Annotated in this window: 25 protein-coding genes and 4 pseudogenes; 21 read left to right on the top strand and 8 right to left on the bottom strand. The window is 68.9% G+C overall.

The genetic code is table 11. The features are described from left to right. Positions 1-696: PLP-dependent aminotransferase family protein (locus DIE22_RS17390; RefSeq protein WP_148093199.1), on the top strand; the 696-nt coding region annotated here is incomplete at its 5' end. A gap of 208 nt (positions 697-904) precedes the next feature. Beyond that, on the top strand, positions 905-2,440 hold the full coding sequence (locus DIE22_RS17385; RefSeq protein WP_124605650.1) for an FAD-dependent oxidoreductase: 1,536 nt from the start codon (positions 905-907) through the stop codon (positions 2,438-2,440). 89 nt (positions 2,441-2,529) lie between these two features. On the opposite strand, the gene DIE22_RS17380 is transcribed toward DIE22_RS17385, so the two are convergent. Continuing rightward, positions 2,530-4,116, bottom strand: a complete 1,587-nt coding sequence (locus DIE22_RS17380) for an ATP-binding protein (protein WP_124605649.1) — start codon at positions 4,114-4,116, stop codon at positions 2,530-2,532. A 310-nt stretch (positions 4,117-4,426) separates the two neighbouring features. Here DIE22_RS17380 and DIE22_RS17375 point away from each other — a divergent pair, with 310 nt between their 5' ends. From DIE22_RS17375 to DIE22_RS17355, 5 genes and pseudogenes are all read left to right on the top strand, one after another. Then, positions 4,427-4,792 carry a chemotaxis protein gene (locus DIE22_RS17375; RefSeq protein WP_124605648.1) on the top strand — a complete coding sequence of 122 codons (366 nt, stop codon included), beginning with the start codon at positions 4,427-4,429 and terminating at the stop codon, positions 4,790-4,792. Positions 4,793-5,046: 254 nt separating this feature from the next. Next, complete coding sequence (locus DIE22_RS17370; protein WP_124497765.1) at positions 5,047-5,856, top strand: BON domain-containing protein; 810 nt, start codon at positions 5,047-5,049, stop codon at positions 5,854-5,856. A 169-nt stretch (positions 5,857-6,025) separates the two neighbouring features. Then, a pseudogene (locus tag DIE22_RS17365) lies at positions 6,026-6,127 on the top strand (glycosyl transferase family 2); the annotation flags it as partial. Next, positions 6,124-7,200 carry a glycosyltransferase family 9 protein gene (locus DIE22_RS17360; protein ID WP_124605647.1) on the top strand — a complete coding sequence of 359 codons (1,077 nt, stop codon included), beginning with the start codon at positions 6,124-6,126 and terminating at the stop codon, positions 7,198-7,200. The pseudogene DIE22_RS17365 and the gene DIE22_RS17360, both read left to right, overlap by 4 nt. Next, positions 7,190-8,140 (top strand): glycosyltransferase, encoded by a 951-nt coding sequence (locus DIE22_RS17355; RefSeq protein ID WP_124497763.1) that lies wholly within the window; start codon positions 7,190-7,192, stop codon positions 8,138-8,140. Before DIE22_RS17360 ends, DIE22_RS17355 begins: the two co-directional genes overlap by 11 nt. 26 nt (positions 8,141-8,166) lie before the next feature. Here DIE22_RS17355 and DIE22_RS17350 read toward each other — a convergent pair whose 3' ends face one another. Further along, positions 8,167-9,210: a sigma-54 interaction domain-containing protein gene (locus DIE22_RS17350; RefSeq protein ID WP_124497762.1), complete on the bottom strand. Its 1,044-nt coding sequence runs from the start codon at positions 9,208-9,210 to the stop codon at positions 8,167-8,169. Positions 9,211-9,556: 346 nt separating this feature from the next. On the opposite strand from DIE22_RS17350, the gene DIE22_RS17345 reads away from it, so the two are divergent. The 5 genes and pseudogenes from DIE22_RS17345 to DIE22_RS17325 all read left to right on the top strand — a co-directional run. Continuing rightward, positions 9,557-10,924: a sigma-54 dependent transcriptional regulator gene (locus DIE22_RS17345; protein WP_124497761.1), complete on the top strand. Its 1,368-nt coding sequence runs from the start codon at positions 9,557-9,559 to the stop codon at positions 10,922-10,924. A gap of 25 nt (positions 10,925-10,949) precedes the next feature. Then, positions 10,950-11,186: pseudogene (locus DIE22_RS17340) on the top strand (short-chain dehydrogenase); the annotation flags it as partial. Positions 11,187-11,224: 38 nt separating this feature from the next. Next, a complete protein-coding gene (locus tag DIE22_RS17335) occupies positions 11,225-11,524 on the top strand; it encodes a DUF2795 domain-containing protein (protein ID WP_124605646.1) in 300 nt (99 codons plus the stop codon). A 73-nt stretch (positions 11,525-11,597) separates the two neighbouring features. Continuing rightward, the gene (locus DIE22_RS17330; protein ID WP_124605645.1) at positions 11,598-12,164 is read left to right on the top strand and encodes a hypothetical protein; all 567 of its coding nucleotides are present in this window, start codon (positions 11,598-11,600) and stop codon (positions 12,162-12,164) included. Positions 12,165-12,290: 126 nt separating this feature from the next. Next, a pseudogene (locus DIE22_RS17325) lies at positions 12,291-12,474 on the top strand (SDR family NAD(P)-dependent oxidoreductase); the annotation flags it as partial. 28 nt (positions 12,475-12,502) lie between these two features. Here the strand turns inward: DIE22_RS17325 and DIE22_RS17320 are convergent. After that, positions 12,503-12,838 (bottom strand): annotated as a pseudogene (locus tag DIE22_RS17320) (MFS transporter); the annotation flags it as partial. A 156-nt stretch (positions 12,839-12,994) separates the two neighbouring features. Here DIE22_RS17320 and DIE22_RS17315 point away from each other — a divergent pair. Continuing rightward, positions 12,995-13,918: a LysR family transcriptional regulator gene (locus DIE22_RS17315; RefSeq protein WP_124497753.1), complete on the top strand. Its 924-nt coding sequence runs from the start codon at positions 12,995-12,997 to the stop codon at positions 13,916-13,918. A gap of 74 nt (positions 13,919-13,992) precedes the next feature. Next, positions 13,993-15,315, top strand: coding sequence for a C4-dicarboxylate transporter DctA (gene dctA, locus DIE22_RS17310; protein WP_124605644.1), 1,323 nt, complete (start codon positions 13,993-13,995; stop codon positions 15,313-15,315). A gap of 25 nt (positions 15,316-15,340) precedes the next feature. Here dctA and DIE22_RS17305 read toward each other — a convergent pair whose 3' ends face one another. The 5 genes from DIE22_RS17305 to DIE22_RS17285 all read right to left on the bottom strand — a co-directional run bounded on the left by DIE22_RS17305 (position 15,341) and on the right by DIE22_RS17285 (position 19,066). After that, positions 15,341-16,123, bottom strand: a complete 783-nt coding sequence (locus DIE22_RS17305) for a substrate-binding domain-containing protein (RefSeq protein ID WP_124605643.1) — start codon at positions 16,121-16,123, stop codon at positions 15,341-15,343. Positions 16,124-16,174: 51 nt separating this feature from the next. Next, positions 16,175-17,470 (bottom strand): MFS transporter, encoded by a 1,296-nt coding sequence (locus tag DIE22_RS17300; RefSeq protein WP_124605642.1) that lies wholly within the window; start codon positions 17,468-17,470, stop codon positions 16,175-16,177. 273 nt (positions 17,471-17,743) lie between these two features. Next, entirely contained in the window at positions 17,744-18,226 is a 483-nt protein-coding gene (locus DIE22_RS17295; protein ID WP_124605641.1) for a PRC-barrel domain-containing protein, read from the bottom strand. A gap of 89 nt (positions 18,227-18,315) precedes the next feature. Beyond that, positions 18,316-18,747: a CBS domain-containing protein gene (locus DIE22_RS17290; protein WP_124497748.1), complete on the bottom strand. Its 432-nt coding sequence runs from the start codon at positions 18,745-18,747 to the stop codon at positions 18,316-18,318. A gap of 64 nt (positions 18,748-18,811) precedes the next feature. Next, positions 18,812-19,066 (bottom strand): hypothetical protein, encoded by a 255-nt coding sequence (locus DIE22_RS17285; RefSeq protein WP_124497747.1) that lies wholly within the window; start codon positions 19,064-19,066, stop codon positions 18,812-18,814. 154 nt (positions 19,067-19,220) lie between these two features. Here DIE22_RS17285 and DIE22_RS17280 point away from each other — a divergent pair, with 154 nt between their 5' ends. The 7 genes from DIE22_RS17280 (at position 19,221) to DIE22_RS17250 (ending at position 23,092) form a co-directional block, all read left to right on the top strand. Continuing rightward, positions 19,221-19,523: a hypothetical protein gene (locus DIE22_RS17280; protein WP_124605659.1), complete on the top strand. Its 303-nt coding sequence runs from the start codon at positions 19,221-19,223 to the stop codon at positions 19,521-19,523. Between the two features lie 195 nt (positions 19,524-19,718). After that, positions 19,719-19,979 carry a hypothetical protein gene (locus DIE22_RS17275; RefSeq protein ID WP_124605640.1) on the top strand — a complete coding sequence of 87 codons (261 nt, stop codon included), beginning with the start codon at positions 19,719-19,721 and terminating at the stop codon, positions 19,977-19,979. Continuing rightward, positions 19,976-20,287: a hypothetical protein gene (locus DIE22_RS17270; RefSeq protein WP_124605639.1), complete on the top strand. Its 312-nt coding sequence runs from the start codon at positions 19,976-19,978 to the stop codon at positions 20,285-20,287. Before DIE22_RS17275 ends, DIE22_RS17270 begins: the two co-directional genes overlap by 4 nt. 51 nt (positions 20,288-20,338) lie before the next feature. Then, positions 20,339-20,614, top strand: coding sequence for a hypothetical protein (locus DIE22_RS17265; protein ID WP_124497743.1), 276 nt, complete (start codon positions 20,339-20,341; stop codon positions 20,612-20,614). Positions 20,615-20,650: 36 nt separating this feature from the next. Continuing rightward, complete coding sequence (locus DIE22_RS17260) at positions 20,651-21,160, top strand: ferritin-like domain-containing protein (protein WP_124605638.1); 510 nt, start codon at positions 20,651-20,653, stop codon at positions 21,158-21,160. Between the two features lie 236 nt (positions 21,161-21,396). After that, positions 21,397-22,833, top strand: a complete 1,437-nt coding sequence (locus DIE22_RS17255; RefSeq protein ID WP_124605637.1) for an RNA polymerase factor sigma-54 — start codon at positions 21,397-21,399, stop codon at positions 22,831-22,833. Positions 22,834-22,903: 70 nt separating this feature from the next. Then, positions 22,904-23,092, top strand: coding sequence for a DUF3008 family protein (locus DIE22_RS17250; RefSeq protein WP_124497740.1), 189 nt, complete (start codon positions 22,904-22,906; stop codon positions 23,090-23,092). Positions 23,093-23,117: the final 25 nt, after the last annotated feature.

The raw sequence follows: 23,117 nt of genomic DNA, 5'->3' as shown, positions 1-23,117 counted from the left end.
CCGATCGCCGCATGCATGGTGATGCCGAACTTCCAGAACCCGCTCGGCTTCCAGATGCCCGACGAGCGCAAGCGCGAGCTGGTTGAGTTCGCAACTAAATCGGACATGCCGGTGATCGAGAACGGTGTGTATAACGAACTGTATTTCGGCAATGCGCACCCGAGCGCGCTGAAGTCCTATGACCGCAACGGGATCGTGTTGCACTGTGCATCGTTCTCGAAGAGCCTGACGGCGGCCTACCGGATCGGCTGGGCGTTGCCGGGCCGGTATCGCGAGCAGGTCGAGAAGCTGAAATTCCTGAACACGCTGGCGACGCCGTCGCCACCGCAGCTCGCGATCGCCGAGTTTCTCGAACGCGACGGTTACGAACATCACCTGCGGCGGATTCGCAAGGCGTATGCGCAGCAGGCGAACCTGATGCGCGCGATGGTGTCGCGGTTCTTCCCGGAGGGCACGCGCATCTCGAGCCCGGCCGGCGGTTACGTGCTGTGGGTCGAGTTGCCGGCGCAGGTCGATGCGATGCGGCTGTACCAGCTCGCGCTGGAGCAGGGGATCACGATCGGCCCCGGCTACATGTTCTCGATCGCGGATACCTATCGCAATTTCATCCGGCTGAACTACAGCAGCCCGTGGTCGCCCGGGATCGAGCAGGCGATCGTCACGGTCGGCAAGCTCGCGGCATCCTGCATGGACTGACGGCACGCGGATTGCCCGGGCCGCCAGATACCTCCGCACGCGCATCCCGCGCGTGTTGCACCGCAACGTTGATGACGTCCCATGCCGGTCGTGGACCGCATCCCGGCCACGGTCCGTGTTTGCGTGCGCTGCGGGGGCGTCTGTACCTGTTCTTTTCAGGACGGACGCCGATAATGGGATCGTCACCTCACACCTCGGGAGTCACGCCATGTCAGGAAGCGACGCCTCGTCTTCACGTCCCGATCTCGCGCAGGGCATCGCGCTCGACGACATCGCCGACGGCGCGATGATCGAGGGCCAGGTCGGCGACGCAACGGTGCTGCTGGTGCGCCGCGCCGACGAATTGTTTGCCGTGGGCGCGCAGTGCCCGCACTACGGCGCGCCGCTGGCCGACGGGCTGCTGGTCGGCGACACGATCCGCTGCCCGTGGCATCACGCGGCGTTCTGTCTGCGCACCGGGGAACTGCAGCGTGCGCCGGCGCTCGACGGCCTGCCGTGCTGGCGCGTCGAGCGCCGCGACGGCCGCGCGGTCGTGCTCGATGCGCGGCCCGCTGCATCACCGCCCGCATTGAAGACGGGCGGGCTGCCCGACTCGGTGGTGATCGTCGGCGGCGGCGCGGCCGCGATCGCGGCGGCCGTGACGCTGCGGCAGGAAGGCTATCCGCACGCGATCACGCTGCTGAGCGCGGACAGCGAGCCGCCGTACGACCGGCCGAACCTGTCGAAGGATTATCTGGCCGGCACGGCCGAAGCCGACTGGCTGCCGTTGCGCGGCGCGTCGTTCTATACCGGCCAGCGCATTGACGTGCGCTGCGGCACGCGCGTCGCGCGGATCGATCCCGTGCAGCACGCGGTCGAACTCGCGGACGGCAGCCGCATCGGCTACGGCGCGCTGCTGCTTGCGACCGGGGCCGAGCCGAACCGGCTGACCGTGCCGGGCGCCGATCTGCCGCACGTGTGCGTGCTGCGCTCGCGCGCCGATTGCGATGCGCTGATCGGCAAGCTGAAGACGGCGCAGCGCTGCGTCGTGGCCGGCGCGAGCTTCATCGGCCTCGAAGCGGCCGCCGCGCTGCGCACGCGCGGGCTTGACGTGCAGGTGGTCGCGCCCGATGCGCATCCGATGGCGCACGTGCTCGGCGAAGCGCTCGGCGACACGATCCGCGTGCTGCACGAGTCGCACGGCGTGACATTCCATCTCGGCGCGACGCTCGCGCAGATCGCACCGGACAACGTGTCGCTGTCGAACGGCGACGTGCTGCCGGCCGACGTCGTGGTGGTCGGCATCGGCGTGCATCCGAACGTCGCGCTCGCGCAGGACGCCGGCCTGGCCGTCGATCGCGGCATGACGGTCGACCGTTTCCTGCAGACGAGCGCACCGGACATCTACGCGGCCGGCGACATCGCGCGCTGGCCCGATCCGTTGACGGGCGAGCGCATTCGCGTCGAGCACTGGGTCGTCGCGCAGCGGCAGGGCATCGCCGCGGCGCGCAACATGCTCGGCCAGCGGCGGCCGTTCGACGCGGTGCCGTTCTTCTGGACCCAGCACTACGACCTGACGGTCCGCTATGTGGGACATGCGGAGCAGTGGGACCGCGTCGAGATCGACGGCGACCTGCGCGCGCATGACGGTTCGGTGACGTACTGGCGCGGCAATGCGCGGCTCGCGGTCGCGACGATCGGCCGCGATCTCGACTGCCTGCGGGCGGAAGAGGCGCTCGAACGGCAGGGTGCGGTGCATGAGTGAATCGGGCGCGATGGTGCGCCGCAGCGTGGTCGCACGGCGGGGGTGTGCGCGATGCGCGCATGCGGCGCGATGCGCGTTGGCATCAGCGGCTACGGCGTGCCGTGAACCTTGCGCGCGACGCGCTGCAACAGCGCGTCGAGCACCGCCATCTCCACCGGCTTCACGAGGTGATCGTCGAAGCCCTCGCTCGAGGTGCGTGCAAGGTCGGCAGGGCGCGCATGACCGGACAGTGCGACGCAGGTCACGCCGGCCAGCGCGCCGATCGTGCGGAGTTCGCACAGCAGCGTGAAGCCGTCGACGTCGGGCATCGACAGGTCGATGAGCATCAGGTGCGGAATGGTGTCGCGCGCGAGCGCCAGCGCATCCTGCGCGTTGTACGCGACGCGCGGCGCGTGGCCCTTGACCTGCAGCAGCACGGCGAGCGTGTCGGCGGAGTCGCAGTTGTCGTCGACGACAACGATGCGCAGCGGCGCACCGGCCGGCTGCTCGGGGGCGTGCGGCACCGGCGTGTCGACGGGCATCATGCGCGCCGCGTGCTCGATCGGCAACCGCACCGTGAACGTCGCGCCGCGGCCGGGGCCGTCGCTTTCGGCGGAAATCCTCCCGCCATGCAGCTCGACGAACGACCGGCAGATCGCGAGACCGAGGCCGAAGCCGTCGGACGGGCGCCGGCCCGGCACGCCTTCCTGCTCGAACAAATCGAAGATCGATTCGAGCGAGCCGGCGTCGATGCCGACGCCGTGATCGGTTACGCGAATTGCGACGACAGCGCCTTCGACACTGGCGCCGACGTCGATGCGCGCGCCACACGGCGAGCATTTCGACGCGTTGTCGAGCAGGTTGTGCAGCACCTGCACGAGCCGCACGGCGTCGCCGCGCACCACCACCGGATTGGCCGGCAGGTCGACGCGAATGTTCTGTTCGTGCGCGGCCAGCGTCGGCTGGATGCCCTCCACACCGCGGCACACGACGTCGCGCACCGTCACCGGCGCGTTGTCGAGCTCGACCTTGCCGGCCGTGATGCGCCCGACGTCGAGCAGGTCGTCGACGAGCCGCGTCAGTTGTCCGACCTGGCGATGCACGGCGTCGCGGCATTGCGCGAGTGGCGGCGCCGGATCGGGCAGGCTCTGCAACACGCCGACCGAGTGGCGCAGCGGCGCGAGATGGTTGCGCAATTCGTGCGCGAGCATCGCGATGAACACGCTCAGCCGGTGCGTCGACGCTTCGAGTTCCGCGAGCCGCTTGCGCTCCGTCATGTCGCGCGTGATCTTGATGAAGCCGGCCAGCGCTCCCTCCTGGTCGCGCACGGCCGTGATCGTCACGTTGGCCCAGAACAGCGTGCCGTCCTTGCGCACGCGCCAGCCTTCGTCCTCGAAGTGGCCATGCGTGACGGCCTGCCGGAGCCCGAACGCGGGCCGGCCGGCCAAGGCCAGGTCGGGCGGGTAGAAGCGCGAGAAATGGTTGCCGACGATCTCGGCGGCGCGATAGCCCTTGATGCGTTCCGCGCCGCGGTTCCACGTGGCGACGTTGCCGTGCGGGTCGAGCATGAAGACTGCGTAATCGCTGATTGCGCCCACGACGGTTTCGAAGCGGAACTCGGCGAAGCGGTGTAGCAGGTCCCGCGCGTCGGCTGGCCCGAGCGGCGGGTGAGGATCGGAAGTGGCGTCTTTTTTCATCGGAACGGCCAGTCAAATGCGGGCGCACGAAGCGCGCCCTGCCGCCGCCACTGGCCGAGCCGGCGGCGACGATGCTGATTCAAATCGGATGGATCCCTTCGAACGCTTCGCAAGCGTAAGGGAACTCGATTCGCCTGATCAATGGGTGCGCATTGCCTGTGCCGCGCGTCACCCGGATCGGATCCGGCTCCGACCGGGCAGATCGCGACGCGATTGCCGGCCGCCTGGCATGTCGATTGCCCCGTCGCGTGACGCGCACACGCCGCAGCCCGCCAGGCGCGGCGGCTTGACGCCACACGAGGACCCCGCCATGAACAGCACACTGAGCCCTGACAACGAACCGGCCGGCCCGGACGATGACAACGCACGCCGCGGCCGCGACGGCCGCGCGCTGGGGCCGAGCGACTCGTCAGACAGCGGTAGCGACACGGCCGGCGCACGGCGCTATCCGTTCGACGTCGATTCGCCGCTCGACGCGCACGCGCTGGAGCGCGGCGACGCATCGCTCGACAGCGATACGGACCGAGCGGGCACCGGCGAGCGTGCGTCGGCGGACGGAGATGCGGGGCTCGAGGAGGGGGCCGACATCGAGCCGGACCGCACGGAACGGCTGAGCGAACCAGGCGGCACCGACGAACCGGACGCCCCCGAAAAACGGGGTGCGGGCGACGTGTAGCGTCGCGGCGCGGCCGCGATCTGCGCAAAAACTGCAATCGCGTTGCAGATAGGAGCACCCGGCCAGGGGCGTCCGGCCAGGGACGCTTGATCGCGTGCACGGAATCAGGACGTTCGACGACGGCCCGCCCTCGCGTCGCACGCGAGCTCGCGCCGATTCCGCACGCGGCACGCGATTTGCAACGACTCGACCGACGCGCGCCGCGACGCGGCATCGGGCGGTGCGCGGCACAGGTGAGATCGAGGAGAGACATCATGCAACGACGATATCCCGGACGGCAAACCGAACGGAGCGGCTCGCCCGACTGGCAGGAACGCAGCGAACGCGCGTACCGGGGCGCCGGCGTGCGCGAGTATCGGGGCGACGAATCCGGGCGGCTCGATGCCGACTATGCATCCGCCTATCGGCGTTTCGCGAGCGAGGACGTCGGCCCGGAGGACTGGGGTAGCGAGTGGAGCGAACGTTCGGCACGCTCGTTGGCCGAGCAGCGTCGGCGCGATCCCGCATGGGAAGCCGAGCGAGGCTACGGCAACCCCGGTCGTCAGGGTGAAGGCCGCGAAGGACGCTACGGCGGCGACCAGCCGGGGTTCCGCGGCCATCACCGGATGGCGTGGTACGGCGGCGAGCGCGACGATCCGCACGGCCCCGACGCGGCCGCCCCGTCGCGCGTCGGTGGCGATCCGCGGCGCGAGGCAATGCGCCATCGCAGCGGGCCGAAGGGCTATACGCGCACGGACGAGCGGATTCGCGAGGACGTCTGCGAGCGGCTCACGTATGCGCTCGACATCGACGTGAGCGACGTTACCGTGCAGGTGCACGACGGCTGCGTCGAACTCGACGGCACCGTGCCGTCGCGCTGGATGAAGTACGACATCGAGGACATCGCCGACGGCTGCATGTGCGTGCGCGACGTCGAGAACCGCGTGCGCGTGCGCCGCGACGACGAGCACGCTACGGGGTTGGTGCTGCATCCGGAGCAGCGGACCGTCACGCCGACGCAGCCACCCGCGCGCGATCCCGAACCCGGCAGCGGCTCAGGCCGCGACCGCAAGTCGCGCCATTGACGGCGCGATGCACGGGACGACCCGGCCACCGGCACGAGCCTCGCGCGCTTGACGATCGGCAACGACGACACGCGACAGGTTCGACAGGCGCGGCAACCGCGCATGCCGTGCGGCCGTCCCGGTGCCGCGAGCGCTTGGCGCAGTACACGCCTGACGCCGTCGCATGTCGTCGCATGTTGCCGAGATGATCGTCACGTCGATCGCGATTCCGCCCATGTCGCTGTACTGGCGCTTGCGCGGCGCGCTTCACTTACGGGTGTTCTTGCCATGATGCTCGATTTCGCTCCGTCGTCCGCTCCGATGCGCATCGCGGTATTCCGCGCGCTGCAGCTCGGCAACATGCTGTGCGCGGTGCCCGCGCTGCGCGCGCTGCGGCGCGGCGAACCGGATGCGCGCATCACGCTGATCGGGCTGCCGTGGGCGCGCGAATTCGCGTCGCGCTTCTCGGACTACATCGACAACTTCATCGCGTTTCCCGGCGCGCCGGGCCTCGGCGAACAGCCGGGAGCCGACCCGGCAGCACGGGAAGCGTTCGTCGCGGAATGCCGTGCGCGCGACTTCGATCTCGCGATCCAGCTGCACGGCAGCGGCGCGCAGACCAACGCGATCGTCGCATCGCTCGGCGCGACGCGCATCGCCGGCTTCGTGCCGCCCGACGGCGGCACGACCGCGCTCGACTGTTCGGTCAACTGGCGTGACGGCGAATCCGAGGTCACGCACTGCCTGTCGCTGACGCGCAAGCTCGGCTATCCGGACTGGGGCGACTATCTGGAATTCCCGCTCGGCGGCCTCGACTACGCGCTCTGGCATGTGCTGTGCGATGAGCACGCGCTCGATCCGGGCCGCTACGTGATCGTCCATCCGGGCGCGCGGATGGCGTCGCGGCGCTGGCCGGTCGAACGCTTCGCGCGGGTCGCGCGACAGCTTGCCGACGATGGCTGGCAGATCGTGCTGACCGGCACGCGTACCGAACTCGCGCTGGCCAGCGCATTCACCGGGCAGCTCGGGCGGCCGTGCGTGAATCTGTGCGGCCGCACGCCGCTCGGTGCGCTGGCCGCGCTGATCGGCCGTGCACGGCTCCTGTTGTGCAACGACACGGGTGTGTCGCATGTCGCGGCGGCGTTCGGCACGCCGAGCATCGTCGTCGCGTGCGGCAGCGACACGGCCCGCCGGGCGCCGCTCGACACCGACCGTCATCGCGTGCTGGCGAACGACCCGGCGTGCCGGCCGTGCCGGTTCGACACCTGCCCGTACGGGCACGAATGCGCGACGGCGATCGGCGTCGACGACGTGATCGGGCGGGCGGGCGAACTGCTCGCGAAGGAGAGACGTCATGTCACGTGAGCGGTTGCGCGTGCTTACCTGGCACGTGCATGGCAACTATTTGTATTACCTGTCGCAGGCGCCGCACGATTTCTACATCGTGACGAAACCGCAGCATCCGCCCGGTTATGCGGGGCGGGGCGGCCACCTGCCGTGGGGCGGCAACGTGCACGAGGTGCCCGTCGAGTGCGTGCGCGACACCGAGTTCGACTGCGTGCTGTACCAGCATCACCGTCACTACGAACACGACCGGATGCGGCTCCTGAGCGATGCGCAGCGCATGCTGCCGGCGCTGTTCGTCGAGCACGATCCGCCGCGCGAGCATCCGACCGACACGCTGCATCCGGTACAGGACCCGAACGTGTTGCTGGTGCACGTGACGCCGTTCAACGCGCTGATGTGGGACAACGGCGTCACGCCGACGCGCGTGATCGAGCACGGCGTGCTGCTGCCCGACGGTATCGAGTATCGCGGCACGCTGCCGAAGGGCGTGACGGTCGTGAACCACCTCGCGCGGCGCGGGCGGCGTCTCGGCGCGGACCTGTTCGAGGTCGTGCGTCACAGCGTGCCGCTGGACCTGATCGGGGTGGGCTCGACCGAACTCGGCGGCATCGGCGAAGTGCCGAACCCGGCGCTGCCGCAGTTCCTGTCGCACTACCGGTTCTTCTTCAATCCGATCCGCTATACGAGCCTCGGGCTCGCGGTGATCGAGGCGATGATGATCGGGATGCCGGTCGTCGCGCTCGCGACGACCGAGATGGCGCAGCTCGTGCGGAGCGGCCACAACGGTGTCGCCGATACGCGGCCCGCCGCGCTGATCGACGCGATGCGCCTGTTGATTCGCGATCCGGAACTGGCGCGCGAGTGGGGCGCGGCGGCGAAGCGCGACGCGTGCGAGCGGTTCGGGATCGAGCGGTTCGTGCGCGACTGGGACAGTGTGTTGCGCGACGTCGCGTCGTAGACGACGCGGCTGCCGACGTGCCGCGCTTACGGGTTCGGTGCGCCAGGCGCCGCGGGGCTGGCGGCATCGGCGGTGCCACTGGCGCCCGGCGTCGGCGCGGCCGCGCCGCTCGCCGCGTTGCGCTCGTGTTCGGGCAGCAGCGCGAGGCGGTTGTACAGCGTCTTCAGGCTGATGCCGAGCGCCTTCGCGGTGCGCGGCTTGTCGCCGTTGAAATGTCGCAGCGACGCGACGATGAAGCGCTGCTGCGTATGCGCGAGCGTCGTGCCGATATGCAGCGTCATCGCGTTGTGACGCACTTCCTCGCGAGGCGGCAGCCGGCGCGGCAGTTGCAGCTCGATCTGTTCGTCCGCGAGGATGAACGCGCGCTCCAGCGTGTTGCGCAACTCGCGCACGTTGCCGGGCCACGTGTACGCGCGCAACGCCTTCATCGCCTGCATCGACAGGCGCTTGCGCGTGCGGTGCCGCGCGTTCAGCCGATCGACGATCTGCAGCGCGATGTCGCCGACGTCGTCCTCGCGCTGCCGCAGCGCGGGGACATGCAGCGCGATCGTCGCGATCCGGTAGAACAGGTCTTCGCGCAGCCGTCCGCTGCGCACGGCCTCGACCGGATCGTGATGGGTGGCCGCGACGATCCGCACGTCGAGCGGAATCGCTTCGTGGCCGCCGACGCGCATGATCGTGTTCGATTCGAGCGTGCGCAGCAGTTTCACCTGCAATTCCGCCGGCATTTCCGCGATTTCGTCGAGAAACAGCGTGCCGCCGCGTGCGGCCTCGAACATGCCCACGTGTTGCGCAACGGCACCGGTGAAGCTGCCTTTTTCATGTCCGAACAAATGCGATTCCGCGATGTCCTTCGGGATCGCACCGCAATTGACGGGCACGAACGGCCCGCGCCGGCGCGGGCTCATGTCGTGGATCAGCCGCGCGACGATGTCCTTGCCGGCACCGCTTTCGCCGACCACCAGCACACTGACGCGCGTCGCGGCGACGCGTGATACTTTCAGCAGCAATTCCTGGATCGTTCGCGAGCGGCCGAACAGTCGCGTGCCGTCATCGTCTGATTTCGACATGAGTGGGATCGTGTTGGGGTGTTTTGACCGAAATCGGCGAGGCAAGATGAAAAAATGACGTGGTGCACGCCGTTTTTCACGTAGAAAGCATACCTTTTACACCGGTCCGGCCGGATTGAATCTGGCAATGTGACCCGCGCGAACGGATAGATTTATTCGATGAGCGGCGGATGCGCGACACGCTTCTTCTATACTGCTAATCATTCGCTGATCAAGGGCAGGACAGCTTGTCTGCTCATTCGTGTGCCATGCGGGGTCTCGCTGAGTGCCCGGCGTCGTACCCCGCATCGCATGCCCTCCGCGGTTTCGGCCGATGCTTGCGCCGGGCCGCACACCAGGAGCCTCGATGCCTTACGTCCTGATCGTCGAAGACGATGCCGATACGCGTGCGATGCTCGCGGCGCTTGCGCAAGCGCAGCAGCTTACGTGCGACACGGCCGCGACGCTCGAAGAAGCGCGCACGCTCGTCTCGACGCACACTCCCGATCTCGTGCTGTGCGATCTCGTGCTGCCGGACGGCAACGGGATGGACCTGTTCGATGCATTGCCCAAGCGCGGGCATTGCGAAATCGTGCTGACGACCGGCCATGCGAGCCTCGAAACCGCGATCGACGCATTGCGGCGCGGCGCGACCGACTACCTGGTGAAGCCGATCAACATGCAGCGGCTGAACAGCATCTTCGCGCGGGTGCCGCGCACCACCGCGCTGCACGAGGAAATCGCCGAACTGCGCTCCGAGCTGAAGCGCCTCGGCCGTTTCGGCCGGATGCTCGGCAACTCGCCCGCGATGCAGGCCGTCTACGACGCGATCGGCCGCGTCGCGCGCACCGAAGCGTCAGTGCTGCTCACCGGCGAATCGGGCACCGGCAAGGAGCTCGCTGCCCAGACGGTGCACGACCTGAGCCTGCGCCGCCGCGGCCCGTTCCTCGCGGTGAACTGCGGCGCGATCGCCGCGAACCTCGTCGAAAGCGAGATGTTCGGCCACGACCGCGGCAGCTTTACCGGCGCGGAGCGGCAGCACAAGGGTTTCTTCGAACGCGCGGACGGCGGTACGCTGTTCCTCGACGAAATCACCGAGATGCCGGTCGAATCGCAGGTCAAGCTGTTGCGCGTGCTCGAAACCGGGCGGCTCACGCGGCTCGGCTCGACACGCGAGATCGACGTCGACGTGCGCATCGTCGCGGCGACCAACCGCGATCCGGAAGCCGCGATGGCCGACGGCAAGCTGCGGCCCGACCTCTATCACCGGATCAACGTGTTTCCAATTCCGCTGCCGTCGCTGAGCGAGCGCGGCGACGACATTCCGATGCTCGCGGACGCCTTCCTGCAGGGCTACAACGAGGAAAGCGGCCGCAACCTGCGCTTCGCACCGGCCGCGCGCGAAGCGCTGAGGTCCTACGCATGGCCCGGCAACGTGCGCGAACTGCGCAACTTCGTGCAGCGCGCGAGCATCTTCAGCGACACCGACGTGATCGACACGCTGCCGCCGCCGATCATGGACGAACTGTCGAGCATGGTCGATTCGCATGAAGATCGCGTGACGGTGCCGTTCGGCACGCCGCTCGAGGAGGTCGACCGCAAGCTGATCCTCGGCACGATCGCACAATGCGGCGGCGTGAAGGCGCAGGCGGCCGAGGTGCTCGACGTCAGCCTGAAGACGATCTACAACCGGCTCGCGCAACTGGAAGACGAAGCGGAGAAACCGGATACCTGATGCCGCGCCCGCCGCGCTCATGCGCGCGTCGGCCAGTGCGTATCACGCGCCGCGGCTGTTCGATCGCGTCGCGGCCACGCTGTTCTCGCGCGGCCAGCGCACGGCGCGCCCCGCGCGGCCGCGCGATGACAACGCGCTGTACGAATCGCGCCACGCGCTGCGCGAGCGCGAAGGAATGGAGGGGCCCATGCTGCGCGGTTGCGCGTACAACGCGGTGGTGCAGCGGCCGAAGCTCGCGCGCTCGCGCCGCGCTTCGACGTGATCGCATTCCTTTCCGTTTTTCATTCGAAGGAGGCTTCCATGTCATCCCGACAACATACGGGCCATGAATACAGCCACTCGCGCGCGCACGAAGGCGAGCGCGTACAGCAGGACCACGACAAGGGCGGCCACCAGACGGGGCACGGCAAGGCGCCGAGCCCGGTCGACGTGCAGAAGGCGCTGAAGGGGATGGACTATCCGGCGAGCAAGTCGGACGTCATCCAGTGCGCGGAACGCTCGCATGTGGACCCGGGCATGCTCGACATGCTGCGGCAGATCCCCGATCGCGAATACAGGACGCCGGCATCGGTCTCGAAGGAACTCGGGCGGCTGATGTGAGCGTCGCCGCGTCACGCCGTGCGCGTCGTCGCGTGCACGGCGCGTCACCGTCACCGTCACGAGGAGCACGAGCATGGCGATGATCGTCGCAGGCCGCTTCGCGACGTTCGATGAAGCGGAAGGTGGAGCGCGCCACCTTTACGAGCGCGCGTTCGACCCGGACGACGTGTCGATCTTCTTCCTGAACCCGGGCGGCCAGCACGCGCGCTTTCCGATCGGCGGCGACGTGTATGCCGATACGGCCGCGAAGCCGGGCGGCCGCGGCGCGATGGTCGGCGCGCTGCGCGGGCTGCTGATCGGCACGATCGTCGGATGGATCGTCTATGCGATCGGCGTGCGCTACTGGTTCGTGCCGGCCGCCGGCGCACTCGCCGGCGCGTATCTCGGCGCATTCGGCGGTGCGCTCGGCCGGATGCGCGGCGAGCAGGCCGCAGGCAAGGGCACGCTCGCGCACACCGAAACCGGCGTGATCCTGGCCGCGCGTGTGACGGCGACGACCGCGGCAGCCGCGGAAGACGTGCTGCGCACGACCGGCGCGCAATCGATCGAGCGCGTCGAAGGCGACTGGCAGGACGGTAAATGGCGCGACTTCGATCCGGCGCGCCGGCCGGGCGGCACCACGCGGGGCCGCCCGCGCTGAGCGCGCCGTTTCCGCACGGGCCGACAACGTGGTGTGCGGCTTGGCCCGCGTAAGCGCGGCCGGGCCACATACCGGGCGGCGTGTCGCTTGCGACGTCTCGCGGACGCACGTTGAACGAGGAACCCTGCCGGCAAGGTCGCGCTCATGACGATGGGCGACAGCGGGATTGGCCGCGCGGCCGCGATCGGCTGCACGACGGCGGGCGCGGCCGTCGCGCCCGTATGCCTGAACGAAGCGGACGGTGCCGCGCAGACGAAGCGCCTGATCGAGCAGGCCGGCCGCCGTTGCGAGGCGTGTCGCGTGCGACGTTGCGCGATGACGTGCGGCGGACGGATGTATTACAGGGTGCTTGAAAGACGGTGCCGGGCGGCGCGTCCGGTCGCGAACGCCAGCGCGCCGGCGACGACGAGCAGCGCCGCGCTCATCGTGAACGTCGCGCGATAGCCATGCAGGTCGTACAGCAGGCCGCCCGTCGTCGCGCCCAGCGCGATCGCGAGCTGCACGACCGCGACCATCAGCCCGCCGCCGGCTTCCGCGTCGTGCGGCAGCGTGCGCGCGAGCCATGTCCACCAGGCGACGGGCGCGGCCGTTCCGGTCAGGCCCCACAGTGCCAGCAGGCATGCGGTTGCCGCGGTCGATGCGCCGCCCCCTGCGAGCGCGACGGCGATCGCCGCCTACCCGAGCCGCCCGGCATCGCGCGCGTTCTCGATCGTGATCGATGCGCTGCGGCATCGGGCGTAGCGGAGCGTCGGAGCCGGGCATCTCCCGGCTGGGTGTGCTTGCCCGAATCATGCAAAATACGCGGCATCTGAGATGCGGAGACCTGGCCCGTGGGAATCAACTTCGATTTGACCGACTTGCAGGCGTTTCGCGCGGTGGTGGAGCTGGGGAGCTTCCGAAAGGCCGCCGAGGCGATCAGCATTTCGCAACCCGCGTTGAGCCGCCGGATCGACAAGCTGGAGGAAGCGCTCGGCGTGCGCCTGTTCGAGCGCACCACGCGCAGCGTCACGCTGACCACGGTCGGCCGCGTGTTCGCGCCGAGCGCCGAGCAGTTGCTGGACGATCTCGACGTGGCGCTGCTCGGCATCCGCGACGTTTCGTCGAGCCGTCTCGGTCACGTGACGATCGCGTGCGTGCCGTCGGTGGCGTACTACTTTCTGCCGAACGTAATCGCGAGCTACCATCGCCGCTTTCCGCGCATCAGGGTCAAGCTGCTGGATGCGAGCGCGAACGAGGTGCTCGGCGCCGTCATCAGCGGCGAGGCCGATTTCGGCGTGAGTTTCATGGGCAGCCAGGAGCCCGAGGTCGAGTTCAAGCTGCTGCTGCAGGAGCGGTTCGTTGCCGCGTGCCGGCGCGACCATCCGCTTGCGCGCAAGAAGCGCGTGACCTGGAACGAGCTTTACGAGTACGAGTATGTGTCGGTGGACAAGACTTCCGGCAACCGCCTGTTGCTCGACCAGGCGCTGACGACCGTCGCGCCGCGTGCGCCGAGCGTGTGCGAGACGCGCCACGTGACGACGATGCTCGGGTTGATCGAGGCGGGGCTCGGCGTCGCCGCGGTACCGTCGATGGCGATGCCCGGACATGACCATCCGCTGCTCACGAGCGTGCCCCTCGTCGAACCGGTGGTCAAGCGCCGGGTGGGCATCGTGAAGCGGCGCGGACGCCCGCTCACGCCGGCCGCGGAGGCGTTTCACCGGGCGGTCGTCGACGCGAAGCGCGGCGGCGCCGCACCCGGCGACGCGTCGAAGTGACACGTCCAGGTGACGCATACGACGAACACAACGAACACAATGAACCCAACAGGACCATCGAGGAAGACCGCATCGTGAGGCTGGCAAGACCGCTTCGTTCGCTCTACGTGCAGGTTCTGCTGGCGATGGTGCTCGGCGTGGGCGTCGGCCACTTCTGGCCGTCGGCGGGCGCGATGCTCAAGCCGCTCAGCGATGCATTCGTCGGTCTCGTGCGGATGATGATCGCGCCGATCGTGTTCTGCACGATCGTCTCGGGCATCACGTCGCTCGCGAACGGAAAGGCCATCGGACGCACGATCGTCCGCGCGCTGGTGCTGTTCTATCTGCTGACCGCCGCCGCGCTCGCATTCGGGCTCGTCACCGCGTTCGTGCTGCGGCCCGGCGCCGGCATGCACGTCGACGTGCGTCATCTCGATTCGAGCATCCTGGCGCAATACGTGCAGCATGCGCAACCGCACGGGCTCGTCGAGTTCGCGCTGAGCGTGATCCCGGACACGATGCTCGGCGCGTTCCAGAAGGGCGAGGTGCTGCCGGTGCTGCTGCTGTCGCTGCTGTTCGGCTTTTCGCTGAACGCGTATCCGCAGGCCGGGCGGCCCGTGCTGGCGCTGATCGACGGGGTCGCGCAGATCGTCTTTCGCGTGCTCGCGATGATCATGCGGCTCGCGCCGCTCGGCGCATTCGGCGCGATGGCGTTCACGGTGGGCCGCTTCGGCATCGGCTCGGTCGGCTCGCTTGCGCGGCTGATGGCGTCGTTCTACGTGGCCTGCGTGCTGTTCGTCGCGCTGGTGCTCGCGCCGCTCGCACGGCTGCACGGCTTCTCGCTGTGGCGGCTGTTGCGCTACATCCGCGAGGAATTGCTGATCGTCCTCGCGACATCGTCCACGGAGCCGGTATTGCCGCGGCTCATCGTCAAGCTGGAGTCGCTGGGTTGCGACAAGGGCGTCGTCGGGCTCGTGCTGCCGGCCGGCTATTCGTTCAACCTGGACGGCACCGCGATCTACCTGACGCTCGCGGCATTGTTCATCGCGCAGGCGTGCGACGTGCCGCTTTCCGCACCGCAAGTCGCGGCGATGCTGGCCCTGATGCTGCTGACGTCCAAGGGGGCGGCCGGCGTGTCCGGCAGCGGGCTCGTCGCGCTCGTCGCGACGCTCGCGGTGATGCCCGACCTGCCGGTGGCCGGCGTCGCACTCCTGGTCGGCATCGATCGCTTCATGTCGGAGGCGCGCGCGCTGACGAGCGTGATCAGCAATGCGTGCGCGGTGATCTTCGTGTCGTCGTGGGAAGGGGCGTGCGATCGTGCGCGTCTCGCACGGATGCTGAGCGCGGCCGGGCCGGCGGGCCTGGGCGGCGCCGAGGATGCTGGTGCCGGAACCGGGCGCGACGGGAAGGCGGTCTGACCCACGCCTTCCCGGGGAGGCGTGCTCAATGTGCGGAGACGGGGTCCAGCCCGGTCGACTTCACTTCCGCCTGCACGTCGGGCGACGCCAGATAGTCGAGGAGCGCCTTCGCTTCCTTCGGATGCCGCGCGCCGACGGGGATGCCGGCGGCGAAGCGCGTGACGGACTGCAGCGATTCGGGAATCTTGCCGACGAAGGTCGCGCCCTGGACAGGCAACAGTTCGCTCACCTGCTGGAAGCCGATCTCGTAGTCGCCGTTCGCGACCACGGATGCGACCGGAATCCGCGGGATCATCTTCGCCTTCGATTTCACCTGGTCCTCGATGCCGAGCTTCCTGAACAATTCCCGCTCGATGTAGACGCCGCTCGCGCTGTCCGAGTAGGCGATCGACTTCGCATGCAGCAGCACCTGCCTGAGGCCCTCGGCCGTGCTGATGTCGGGTTTCGCCGCGCCGTCGCGCACGACCATGCCGATGCGCGAATCGGCCAGCTCGACGCGCGACCCGGCGATCACCTTGCCTTGCCTGATCAGTTCGTCGAGCGCGTAGCCGACCATGATCACCGCGTCGGCGGGCTCGCCGCGCGCGAGCCGGTTCGGGATCGCTTCGGGCGACTTGCCCATCGACGGGCCGAGCGCGGTGTCGAGCGTGTTGCCGGTGTGCGACGCGAACTGCGGGCCGAGCAGCTTGTAGGCGGCGGTGAAGCCGCCCGAGCTCATCACGTGCAGGTCGGCGGCCTGCACGTTCGCGGTGACCGCGGCGGTGGCGACGAGCGCGGTCGCGCACAGTTTCAGAAGCAGTTTTTTCATGGTCGTTGTCTGGGTCGTGCCGAGTCGGGGCACGTGGTTCGGCATGAGAATTCAGTGCGCCGGCGTCAGCGTCACCGGCCGGCGGCGATAGAGCGCGAACGTCGCCAGCAGCGCGCACACCGCGGCGAGACTCATCCAGTAGCCCGGCGCGGCCTTGTCGCCGGTCATATGAATGAGCGCCGTCGAGATCGCGGGGGTGAAGCCGCCGAACACGGCCGTCGCGAGGCTGTAGGCGAGCGAGAAGCCTGCGACGCGCACGTCCACCGGCATCACTTCCGTCAGCGCGACGACCATCGCGCCGTTATAGATCCCGTACATGAACGACAGCCACAGAAGCACGAGCAGCATGTTGACGAACGACGGCGCGTGAGCGAGCAGCGACAACGCGGGATAGGCGGTCGCGATCGCGAGCAACGTCATGCCGACGAGCAGCGGCCGGCGGCCGATGCGATCGGACAGCGCACCACCGATCGGCAGCCACACGAAGTTCGACACGCCGACGCACAGCGTGACGAGCAGGCTGTCAGCGGTGCTCAGGTGCAGGACCGTCTTGCCGAAGGTCGGCGCGTAGACGGTGATCAGGTAGAAGCTCGTGGTGGTCATCGCGACCAGCATCATGCCGGCGACCACGACGCCCCAGTTCCGCACCAGCGTCCCGAAGACTTCCTTCATGCCCGGACGATGCCGGCGCGCCTTGAACTCCTGCGTTTCCTCCAGGTTGCGACGCAGCATGAAGATGAACGGCACGATCATGCAGCCGACGAAGAACGGCACGCGCCATCCCCACGCGGCGATCGCCGATGCGCTCAGCCAGTGATTGAGCGCGAAGCCGAGGCCGGCCGCGACGACGATCGCGACCTGCTGGCTGGCGGACTGCCAGCTCGTGAAGAAGCCCTTGCGGCCGGGCGTGGCCATCTCGGCGAGATAGACCGACACGCCGCCCAGCTCCGCACCCGCCGAGAAGCCCTGCAGTAGCCGCCCGATCAGCACGAGCGCGGGCGCGAGCAGGCCGATCGTCGCGTAGCCCGGCACGAACGCGATCAGGATGGTGCCGCTGGCCATGATGGCCAGCGTGACGATCAGGCCCTTGCGGCGGCCGACGTCGTCGATGTACGCGCCCAGCACGATCGCGCCCAGTGGCCGCATCAGGAAGCCGGCGCCGAATACGGCGAACGTCATCATCAGCGAAGCGAACTCGCTCGCGGCGGGAAAGAACACGGCCGCGATCTGCGTCGCGTAGAAGCCGAACAGGAAGAAGTCGAACTGCTCGAGGAAGTTGCCGGCCGTTACGCGGAATACCGCGGCGGCCTTCGAACGTCCGGTCGGAAGGCTGGGCGAGGGGTGCATCAGGGTGTCTCCAGGGAATCGGAAAATGCGCGGGGAGCGGTCGATTGTCGTTTCGGCAATGGTCGCCCGGAGACGGAGAAACGATAAGTGCAATTTTTGGAAGGATTGATGTTGTCTGGTTATCAATGAGAGCGAGTCCGCCCCGGCACGCGGAATGGGGCGGATCCGGGCACGGGGCGAGTGGCGGCATCCGCGGCGATTCGTCCGGAAGCAAAAAAAGCCCCGCATTCGCGGGGCCCGTCGGCCAAACCACCACCGGCAAATCGTGATCGATCAATGATGCCCGCGCGTGCGCGGATCGTTCAGCTCCTCGGTCGGGTCGGTCAGCCCGACCTCGTCGCCCGCGCTCCAGTACGGCGCGCTGCCGTAGTACTCGTGCAGCGGCTCGGCCCATTGCGGGTCGGCCATCGCCGGCCAGTGGTCCTTGTCGAAGCCGGGCGCGTTCTTGATCCGCTCGGACGACACCGACAGCAGGAAGCACTTGCGTTCGGTATCGAGCGTGAGCGCGCTCCATGGAATCGCGAGCAGCTTGTCGCCGATGCCGAGCAGGCCGCCGCTCGACAGCACGGCATACGCGATGCGGCCCGAGCGCACGTCGAGCATGATGTCCTTGATCTTGCCGACGTCGTTGCCATCGGTCGTATAGACCTTGTCGCCTGCCAGCGTGTCGGCCGCCATCACGTCCGGGCCGGGCCCGGCTGCCGTCGCGGCGCCCTTGCCGATGATGCGGGTTCGTCCTTGATCGGGAGTCTGCATGGTTGTGCTCCTGGCTGCGTGGGTGCGACCGTGCCCGGGATGGGCCCTGCGGGTCGCGCGGGTTGTCGGGCGGGGCGCGGATCGCCCCGTCACGTCCGCTTCGGTTGCGACACGCCTTCGAGCGTGTTCGCGACTTCGTCGCGCGCGGGGCCGGTCGTGCGCGTCGCGATGTCCGCGAGCGACAGCATGCCGACGAGGCGATTGTCGTGATCGACGACCGGCAGGCGGCGCAGTTGCGCGTCGGCCATGTAGTGCTGGATCTCGTCCAGCGAATCGTCCTCGAAACACCATTCGATCGGGCTCGACGCGACTTCGTGGATCCGCGTCTCCGGCGGCTTGCCGGCCGAGATCGCGCGCACCGCGAGGTCGCGGTCCGTGACCATGCCGATCAGCCGGTCGTTGTCGCACACGGGCAGCGCGCCGATGTCGTAGCGCTCCATCAGTTGCGCTGCATGACGGATCGAGTCGGTCGGCGCGATGCGCACGACGTCCTGCGACATGATTTCGTTGACGCGAGGCATGAAGTCCTCCTTGCGGGTTGAAGCGGGGCCGTCCGGTTCAGCAAGCAGCGTGCCGTATCGGCCGTCATTCGTCGTGGCGTTTGGCCGGGTCCTGCCACGGGCCGTCGTCGTGCGTGCCCGGCGGCGTGTCGGGCTCGATGCGCGTGACGCGGCCGGTCGCGGGCGGATCGCTTGCGGGGAACGTGTCCTCGAGCTGCTTGTCGATATGGCGCTCCGAGTGGCGCGTCTTCGTCTGGTCCTGGTGCTTCAGCGGCGGCGACGGGGCGGGAGGCAGTTCGTGCGCCGGCGCATTGCGGCCGGACCGGGTCGAATCCTTCATGGCGAGCCTCCGTGTCGGTGACGATGATGCGCTGATCGCGCAACGACCATGCCCGCTGCGTGCAGGCGGCACGCGACTTGCCGCTTCGGTGGACGACGACGACAACGCGCGGCGCAGCCCGCCGCACGCACACGCAGATCAAGCGGGAGGCACGATGAAGATTCCGAAACGACGGGCTGGAGTGCGCTATGAAGTCAACGTATGCGGCGGCGGGTTCGATTCGGTGAAGAGCCATTTCCGCGCGTGGAAACAGGAGCCGCTGATCTACCGGCCCGATCGCCGGATGTTCGATGGCAAGGCCGACGTGCGACCGCTCGACGAGACATTCGGCTCGACCGAGCGGGCGCGGTTCGCGCTGCAGCGCGCATGCGAGCCGGCCGATCCGTATGCGCTCGCCGCGCGGGTGCGCGACGACGGCCGCGAGCTGTGGCTCGTGATGGCCGCATACGAAGGGTAGCGCGATGCCCTTGAAAGAATTGCAGCGCGCGGTGTAGCGAAGGCACGGCGCCTCGCGCGTCGGCGTGCGCGGCCGTGCGGGGCGGGGCCGTACACGGACGGCATGCGTCTTGCTGCCCATGTGTTCGTCGACCACCGAGCGGCCCATGCGCGCCGCGCAGCCGCCCCGATCCCGTGAGGATACCGCAACGATCGCATGCCCATGAACCCGCACCGCACCCAGTCGCTGCACCGGCCCGAACCGCCGGTGCCGCCCGACGTCAACCCGGATTCCGAGCCGCCCGTGCCGGACGACTTGCCGCCCGGCACGCCGGAACCGTATCGCGATCCGGAGGGCGACCCGCCGGAGCGGCCGCCACCGGAACGCGAGCCGCCGACGCGGGAGCCGCCGATTCACGCGCCGCCGACGGGCGTGCCGCCGGCGGCGTTCATCCCGTCCACGGAGGGCCCACGATGAGCATCAGCGTGAAACCCGGCATGCTGCGCGACGTGGCCGAGACGCTCGGCCGCCATTTCGAGGCGCGCGCGCTGCCGTTCCATGTCGAGGAGCAGCCGGCCGGCGCACTGCATTTCGGCTTCCGCGTCGACGGCCATCCGGCGTCGCTGACCGTCACGTTCGACGCCGACGCGTTCGCGGCGCTCGAACAGGCCGATGTCGAGCGGCAACGCGACGCATTGACGCGCGTCGCGGCCGAGTTCGACACGATGATGGCGCACCGCGCGCCGACCGCGTATGCGGGCGATTTCCATTTCAAGCGGCTCTGAGCCGTGCCGCCACGACCGGGCCCGGCGCCGCCGACCCGACGGAGGATTTCGATGAAACCGATCCAGACGATACGCGTGGGCGCCTGTGCGTTCGCCGCCGCGTGCGCGCTGGGCGCATGCACGCAACCGCAGGCCACCTACGGCGCACGCGGTGCACCGCCGGCGCCGCCGGACGGCCATGGCGCGTCGCCGACCACGACGATGCCGGACGCGAACACGCGCTACGACACGCGTCGGTCGCCGTACAACACGCTGCCGGCGGACGCAGGCGGCGGCGAACCGGTCGACGTGCCGCCGCCGGGCACGCCGCCGCCGATGCAGTACTGACGCGCTGCCGCGGCGTGACGTGGCAGGAGGACCGCGATGGCGAACCCGCACGCACACCTGGAGGACTGGCTGCGCGATGCGTATGTGATGGCACGCCAGGCCGAGACGCTGCTCGATGCGCAGGCGAAGCGCGTCGCCCACTATCCGCAGTGGCAGGATCGCCTGCGCCTGCATCTCGACGACACGCTCGGCCAGCAGGCGCTCGTCGAGGCGTGCCTGCAGCGGCTCGGCACGACGCCGTCCGCGATCAAGGATCTCGCGGGACGGATCGCGGCGTACCGGCAGGTGGCGGGCGAGATGCTGGCGAGCGACGAGGTCGTGAAGGGCGCGATGGCCGTCTACGCATTCCAGCAGGTCGAGATTGCCGCCTATACGGCGCTCGTCGAGGCCGCGCGCGCGACCGGCGAGGAAGAAATCCGCGCATGCTGCGCGCGGATCCTGCAGCAGGAGCACGACATGGCCGCGTGGCTGCTGCATCATCTGCCGGCGCTGACGACGGCGTTTCTCGATCGCTCGGCCGTCGATCGCATCGATGCGAAGCGATGAGCGCGGAGGCCGCCCGTGCGCAGGCGGCGACAACGTGTCGACGCCCGGACACCGCGCGGCCCTGCGCGAATTTCGTGCCCCCTAACTTTCCGCCGCTTGTAAAAAAGCGGTCCTGACGCCCCCCGATAACGGGGTGCAAACCTGCGGGAACCGCGCCGGACGGCAAGTCGCCGTCTTGGCATGGAAGCTGCGTGGATTCCCGCATACGCATTCCGCACACCGTCAGGAGGGCATCGATGTCCGTTACGCTTGCGCTCCAGATGCGACAGCATCTGGCACTCACGCCGAGGCTTCAGCAGTCGCTTCGCCTGCTGCAGTTGTCTTCGCTCGAATTCCAGCAGGAATTGCGGCAGGCGCTCGACTCGAATCCGTTTCTCGAAGATGGCCAGGGCGACGACGACGCCGCCGCCGACGACGCGCCCGAACGCGCGGCCGAAGCCGCGACGCCCGAGCCGGAGCCCGAGCGTGACGACGTGCGTCCGCCGGAGGGCGACGTGTCGTACACGGCCGCCCCGGCGCAGCGCGGCACGGGCCACCAGGCCGACGACGCGAGCGACCTGTCGCCCGGCGAATGGATGGCGGCGGAGCCGTCGCTGCACCAGCAACTGCACGACGCGCTGCGGCTCTATCCGCTGAACCGGCGCGACCGCGAGGCCGCGCGCATCGTGATCGACGCGCTCGACGAAGACGGCTACCTGCGCCAGGAACTGGCGGAGCTGCTGGTCGCGGCCGATCCGGCGCTGCTGCTGTCGGAACAGGATCTCGTGGTTGCGCTGCGGCTCGTGCAGATGCTCGACCGCCCGGGCATCGCCGCGCGCTCGCTGTCCGAATGCCTGGTGCTGCAGCTCGACGCGATTCCGGCCGGCACGCCGGCGCTCGCGGAAGCGAAGGCGATCGCGCGCGAACACCTCGAACGGCTCGCGCGGCGCGAAACGGCGGAGATCCAGCGGCGCGTCGGCTGCAACCAGGCGACGATGCATGCCGCGTGCGCGCTGGTACGCGGGCTCGATCCGCGTCCCGGCAACCACTACGGCAGCACGCGCGGCGACTACGTGGTGCCCGACGTGATCGTGCGCCAGGTGCGCGACGAATGGATCGTGACGATCAACCCGGCCGTGCTGCCGCGCGCGCGGCTGCACGAACGCTATGCGACGCTGTTCGCGCAGTCGAGCGGCGAGCGCGATTCGCCGCTCGGCCAGCAACTGCAGGAAGCGCGCTGGCTGATCCGCAACGTGCAGAAGCGCTTCGACACGATCCAGCGGGTCGGCGAATGCATCGTCGCACGGCAGCGCGATTTCTTCCGCTACGGCGAGATCGCGATGAAGCCGCTCGTGCTGCGCGACATCGCCGAAGCGCTCGACCTGCACGAATCGACCGTGTCGCGCGCGACGGGCAACAAGTACATGGCCACGCCGCACGGCACGTTCGAGTTCAAGCACTTCTTCCCGCGCAAGCTCGAGGCGGCCGGCAAGGGCGTGTGCTCGGCGTCCGCCGCGAAGGTGCTGATCCGCGACATGATCGCGGCCGAGCGCCACAGCGAGCCGCTGTCCGACGTCGCGCTCACGCAGAACCTCGCGGGGCGCGGCATCCTTCTTGCGCGTCGTACGGTGACCAAGTATCGCCAGGCGATGAAGATTCCGCCGGCCGAACTGCGCCGGCGCGACGCCGCATGACGATACGGTCCGAACCGCGCGCGGCCCGCGAGCCGCGGTGCTCGCGCGCGCCACCGAGAGGAGGAAAGCCATGCCCGCCAAGTCCCAGGCACAGCAGCGCGCCGCGGGGGCCGCCCTGTCGGCCAAGCGCGGTGAAACGAAAATGAAGGACCTGAAGCCGCCTTCGAGGTCGATGGCGAAGTCGATGAGCGAGAAGGCACTCGAGAAAATGGCGTCGACGCCGGTCCGCGGCAAACCCAAGCACAAGCACGATTCTTGATCGGCGGCGGCACGCGTCGACGCTC

Source organism: Burkholderia sp. Bp9142, assembly GCF_003853415.1.
In the GTDB taxonomy this organism is placed as follows: domain Bacteria; phylum Pseudomonadota; class Gammaproteobacteria; order Burkholderiales; family Burkholderiaceae; genus Burkholderia.
This window is presented reverse-complemented; position numbering and strand designations above follow the sequence as displayed.

Bases quoted from the DNA above. Each gene is read 5' to 3' on its own strand.
- DIE22_RS17275 (WP_124605640.1), top strand. From the start codon at position 19,719: ATGCCCATGAACCCGCACCGCACCCAGTCGCTGCACCGGCCCGAACCG.
- DIE22_RS17300 (WP_124605642.1), bottom strand. From the start codon at position 17,470: ATGCACCCCTCGCCCAGCCTTCCGACCGGACGTTCGAAGGCCGCCGCG.
- DIE22_RS17260 (WP_124605638.1), top strand. From the start codon at position 20,651: ATGGCGAACCCGCACGCACACCTGGAGGACTGGCTGCGCGATGCGTAT.
- DIE22_RS17255 (WP_124605637.1), top strand. From the start codon at position 21,397: ATGTCCGTTACGCTTGCGCTCCAGATGCGACAGCATCTGGCACTCACG.
- DIE22_RS17270 (WP_124605639.1), top strand. From the start codon at position 19,976: ATGAGCATCAGCGTGAAACCCGGCATGCTGCGCGACGTGGCCGAGACG.
- DIE22_RS17345 (WP_124497761.1), top strand. From the start codon at position 9,557: ATGCCTTACGTCCTGATCGTCGAAGACGATGCCGATACGCGTGCGATG.
- DIE22_RS17305 (WP_124605643.1), bottom strand. From the start codon at position 16,123: ATGAAAAAACTGCTTCTGAAACTGTGCGCGACCGCGCTCGTCGCCACC.
- DIE22_RS17295 (WP_124605641.1), bottom strand. From the start codon at position 18,226: ATGCAGACTCCCGATCAAGGACGAACCCGCATCATCGGCAAGGGCGCC.
- DIE22_RS17360 (WP_124605647.1), top strand. From the start codon at position 6,124: ATGATGCTCGATTTCGCTCCGTCGTCCGCTCCGATGCGCATCGCGGTA.
- DIE22_RS17280 (WP_124605659.1), top strand. From the start codon at position 19,221: ATGAAGATTCCGAAACGACGGGCTGGAGTGCGCTATGAAGTCAACGTA.
- DIE22_RS17290 (WP_124497748.1), bottom strand. From the start codon at position 18,747: ATGCCTCGCGTCAACGAAATCATGTCGCAGGACGTCGTGCGCATCGCG.
- DIE22_RS17265 (WP_124497743.1), top strand. From the start codon at position 20,339: ATGAAACCGATCCAGACGATACGCGTGGGCGCCTGTGCGTTCGCCGCC.
- DIE22_RS17330 (WP_124605645.1), top strand. From the start codon at position 11,598: ATGGCGATGATCGTCGCAGGCCGCTTCGCGACGTTCGATGAAGCGGAA.
- DIE22_RS17350 (WP_124497762.1), bottom strand. From the start codon at position 9,210: ATGTCGAAATCAGACGATGACGGCACGCGACTGTTCGGCCGCTCGCGA.
- DIE22_RS17385 (WP_124605650.1), top strand. From the start codon at position 905: ATGTCAGGAAGCGACGCCTCGTCTTCACGTCCCGATCTCGCGCAGGGC.
- DIE22_RS17285 (WP_124497747.1), bottom strand. From the start codon at position 19,066: ATGAAGGATTCGACCCGGTCCGGCCGCAATGCGCCGGCGCACGAACTG.
- DIE22_RS17375 (WP_124605648.1), top strand. From the start codon at position 4,427: ATGAACAGCACACTGAGCCCTGACAACGAACCGGCCGGCCCGGACGAT.
- DIE22_RS17370 (WP_124497765.1), top strand. From the start codon at position 5,047: ATGCAACGACGATATCCCGGACGGCAAACCGAACGGAGCGGCTCGCCC.
- DIE22_RS17380 (WP_124605649.1), bottom strand. From the start codon at position 4,116: ATGAAAAAAGACGCCACTTCCGATCCTCACCCGCCGCTCGGGCCAGCC.
- DIE22_RS17335 (WP_124605646.1), top strand. From the start codon at position 11,225: ATGTCATCCCGACAACATACGGGCCATGAATACAGCCACTCGCGCGCG.
- DIE22_RS17250 (WP_124497740.1), top strand. From the start codon at position 22,904: ATGCCCGCCAAGTCCCAGGCACAGCAGCGCGCCGCGGGGGCCGCCCTG.
- DIE22_RS17355 (WP_124497763.1), top strand. From the start codon at position 7,190: ATGTCACGTGAGCGGTTGCGCGTGCTTACCTGGCACGTGCATGGCAAC.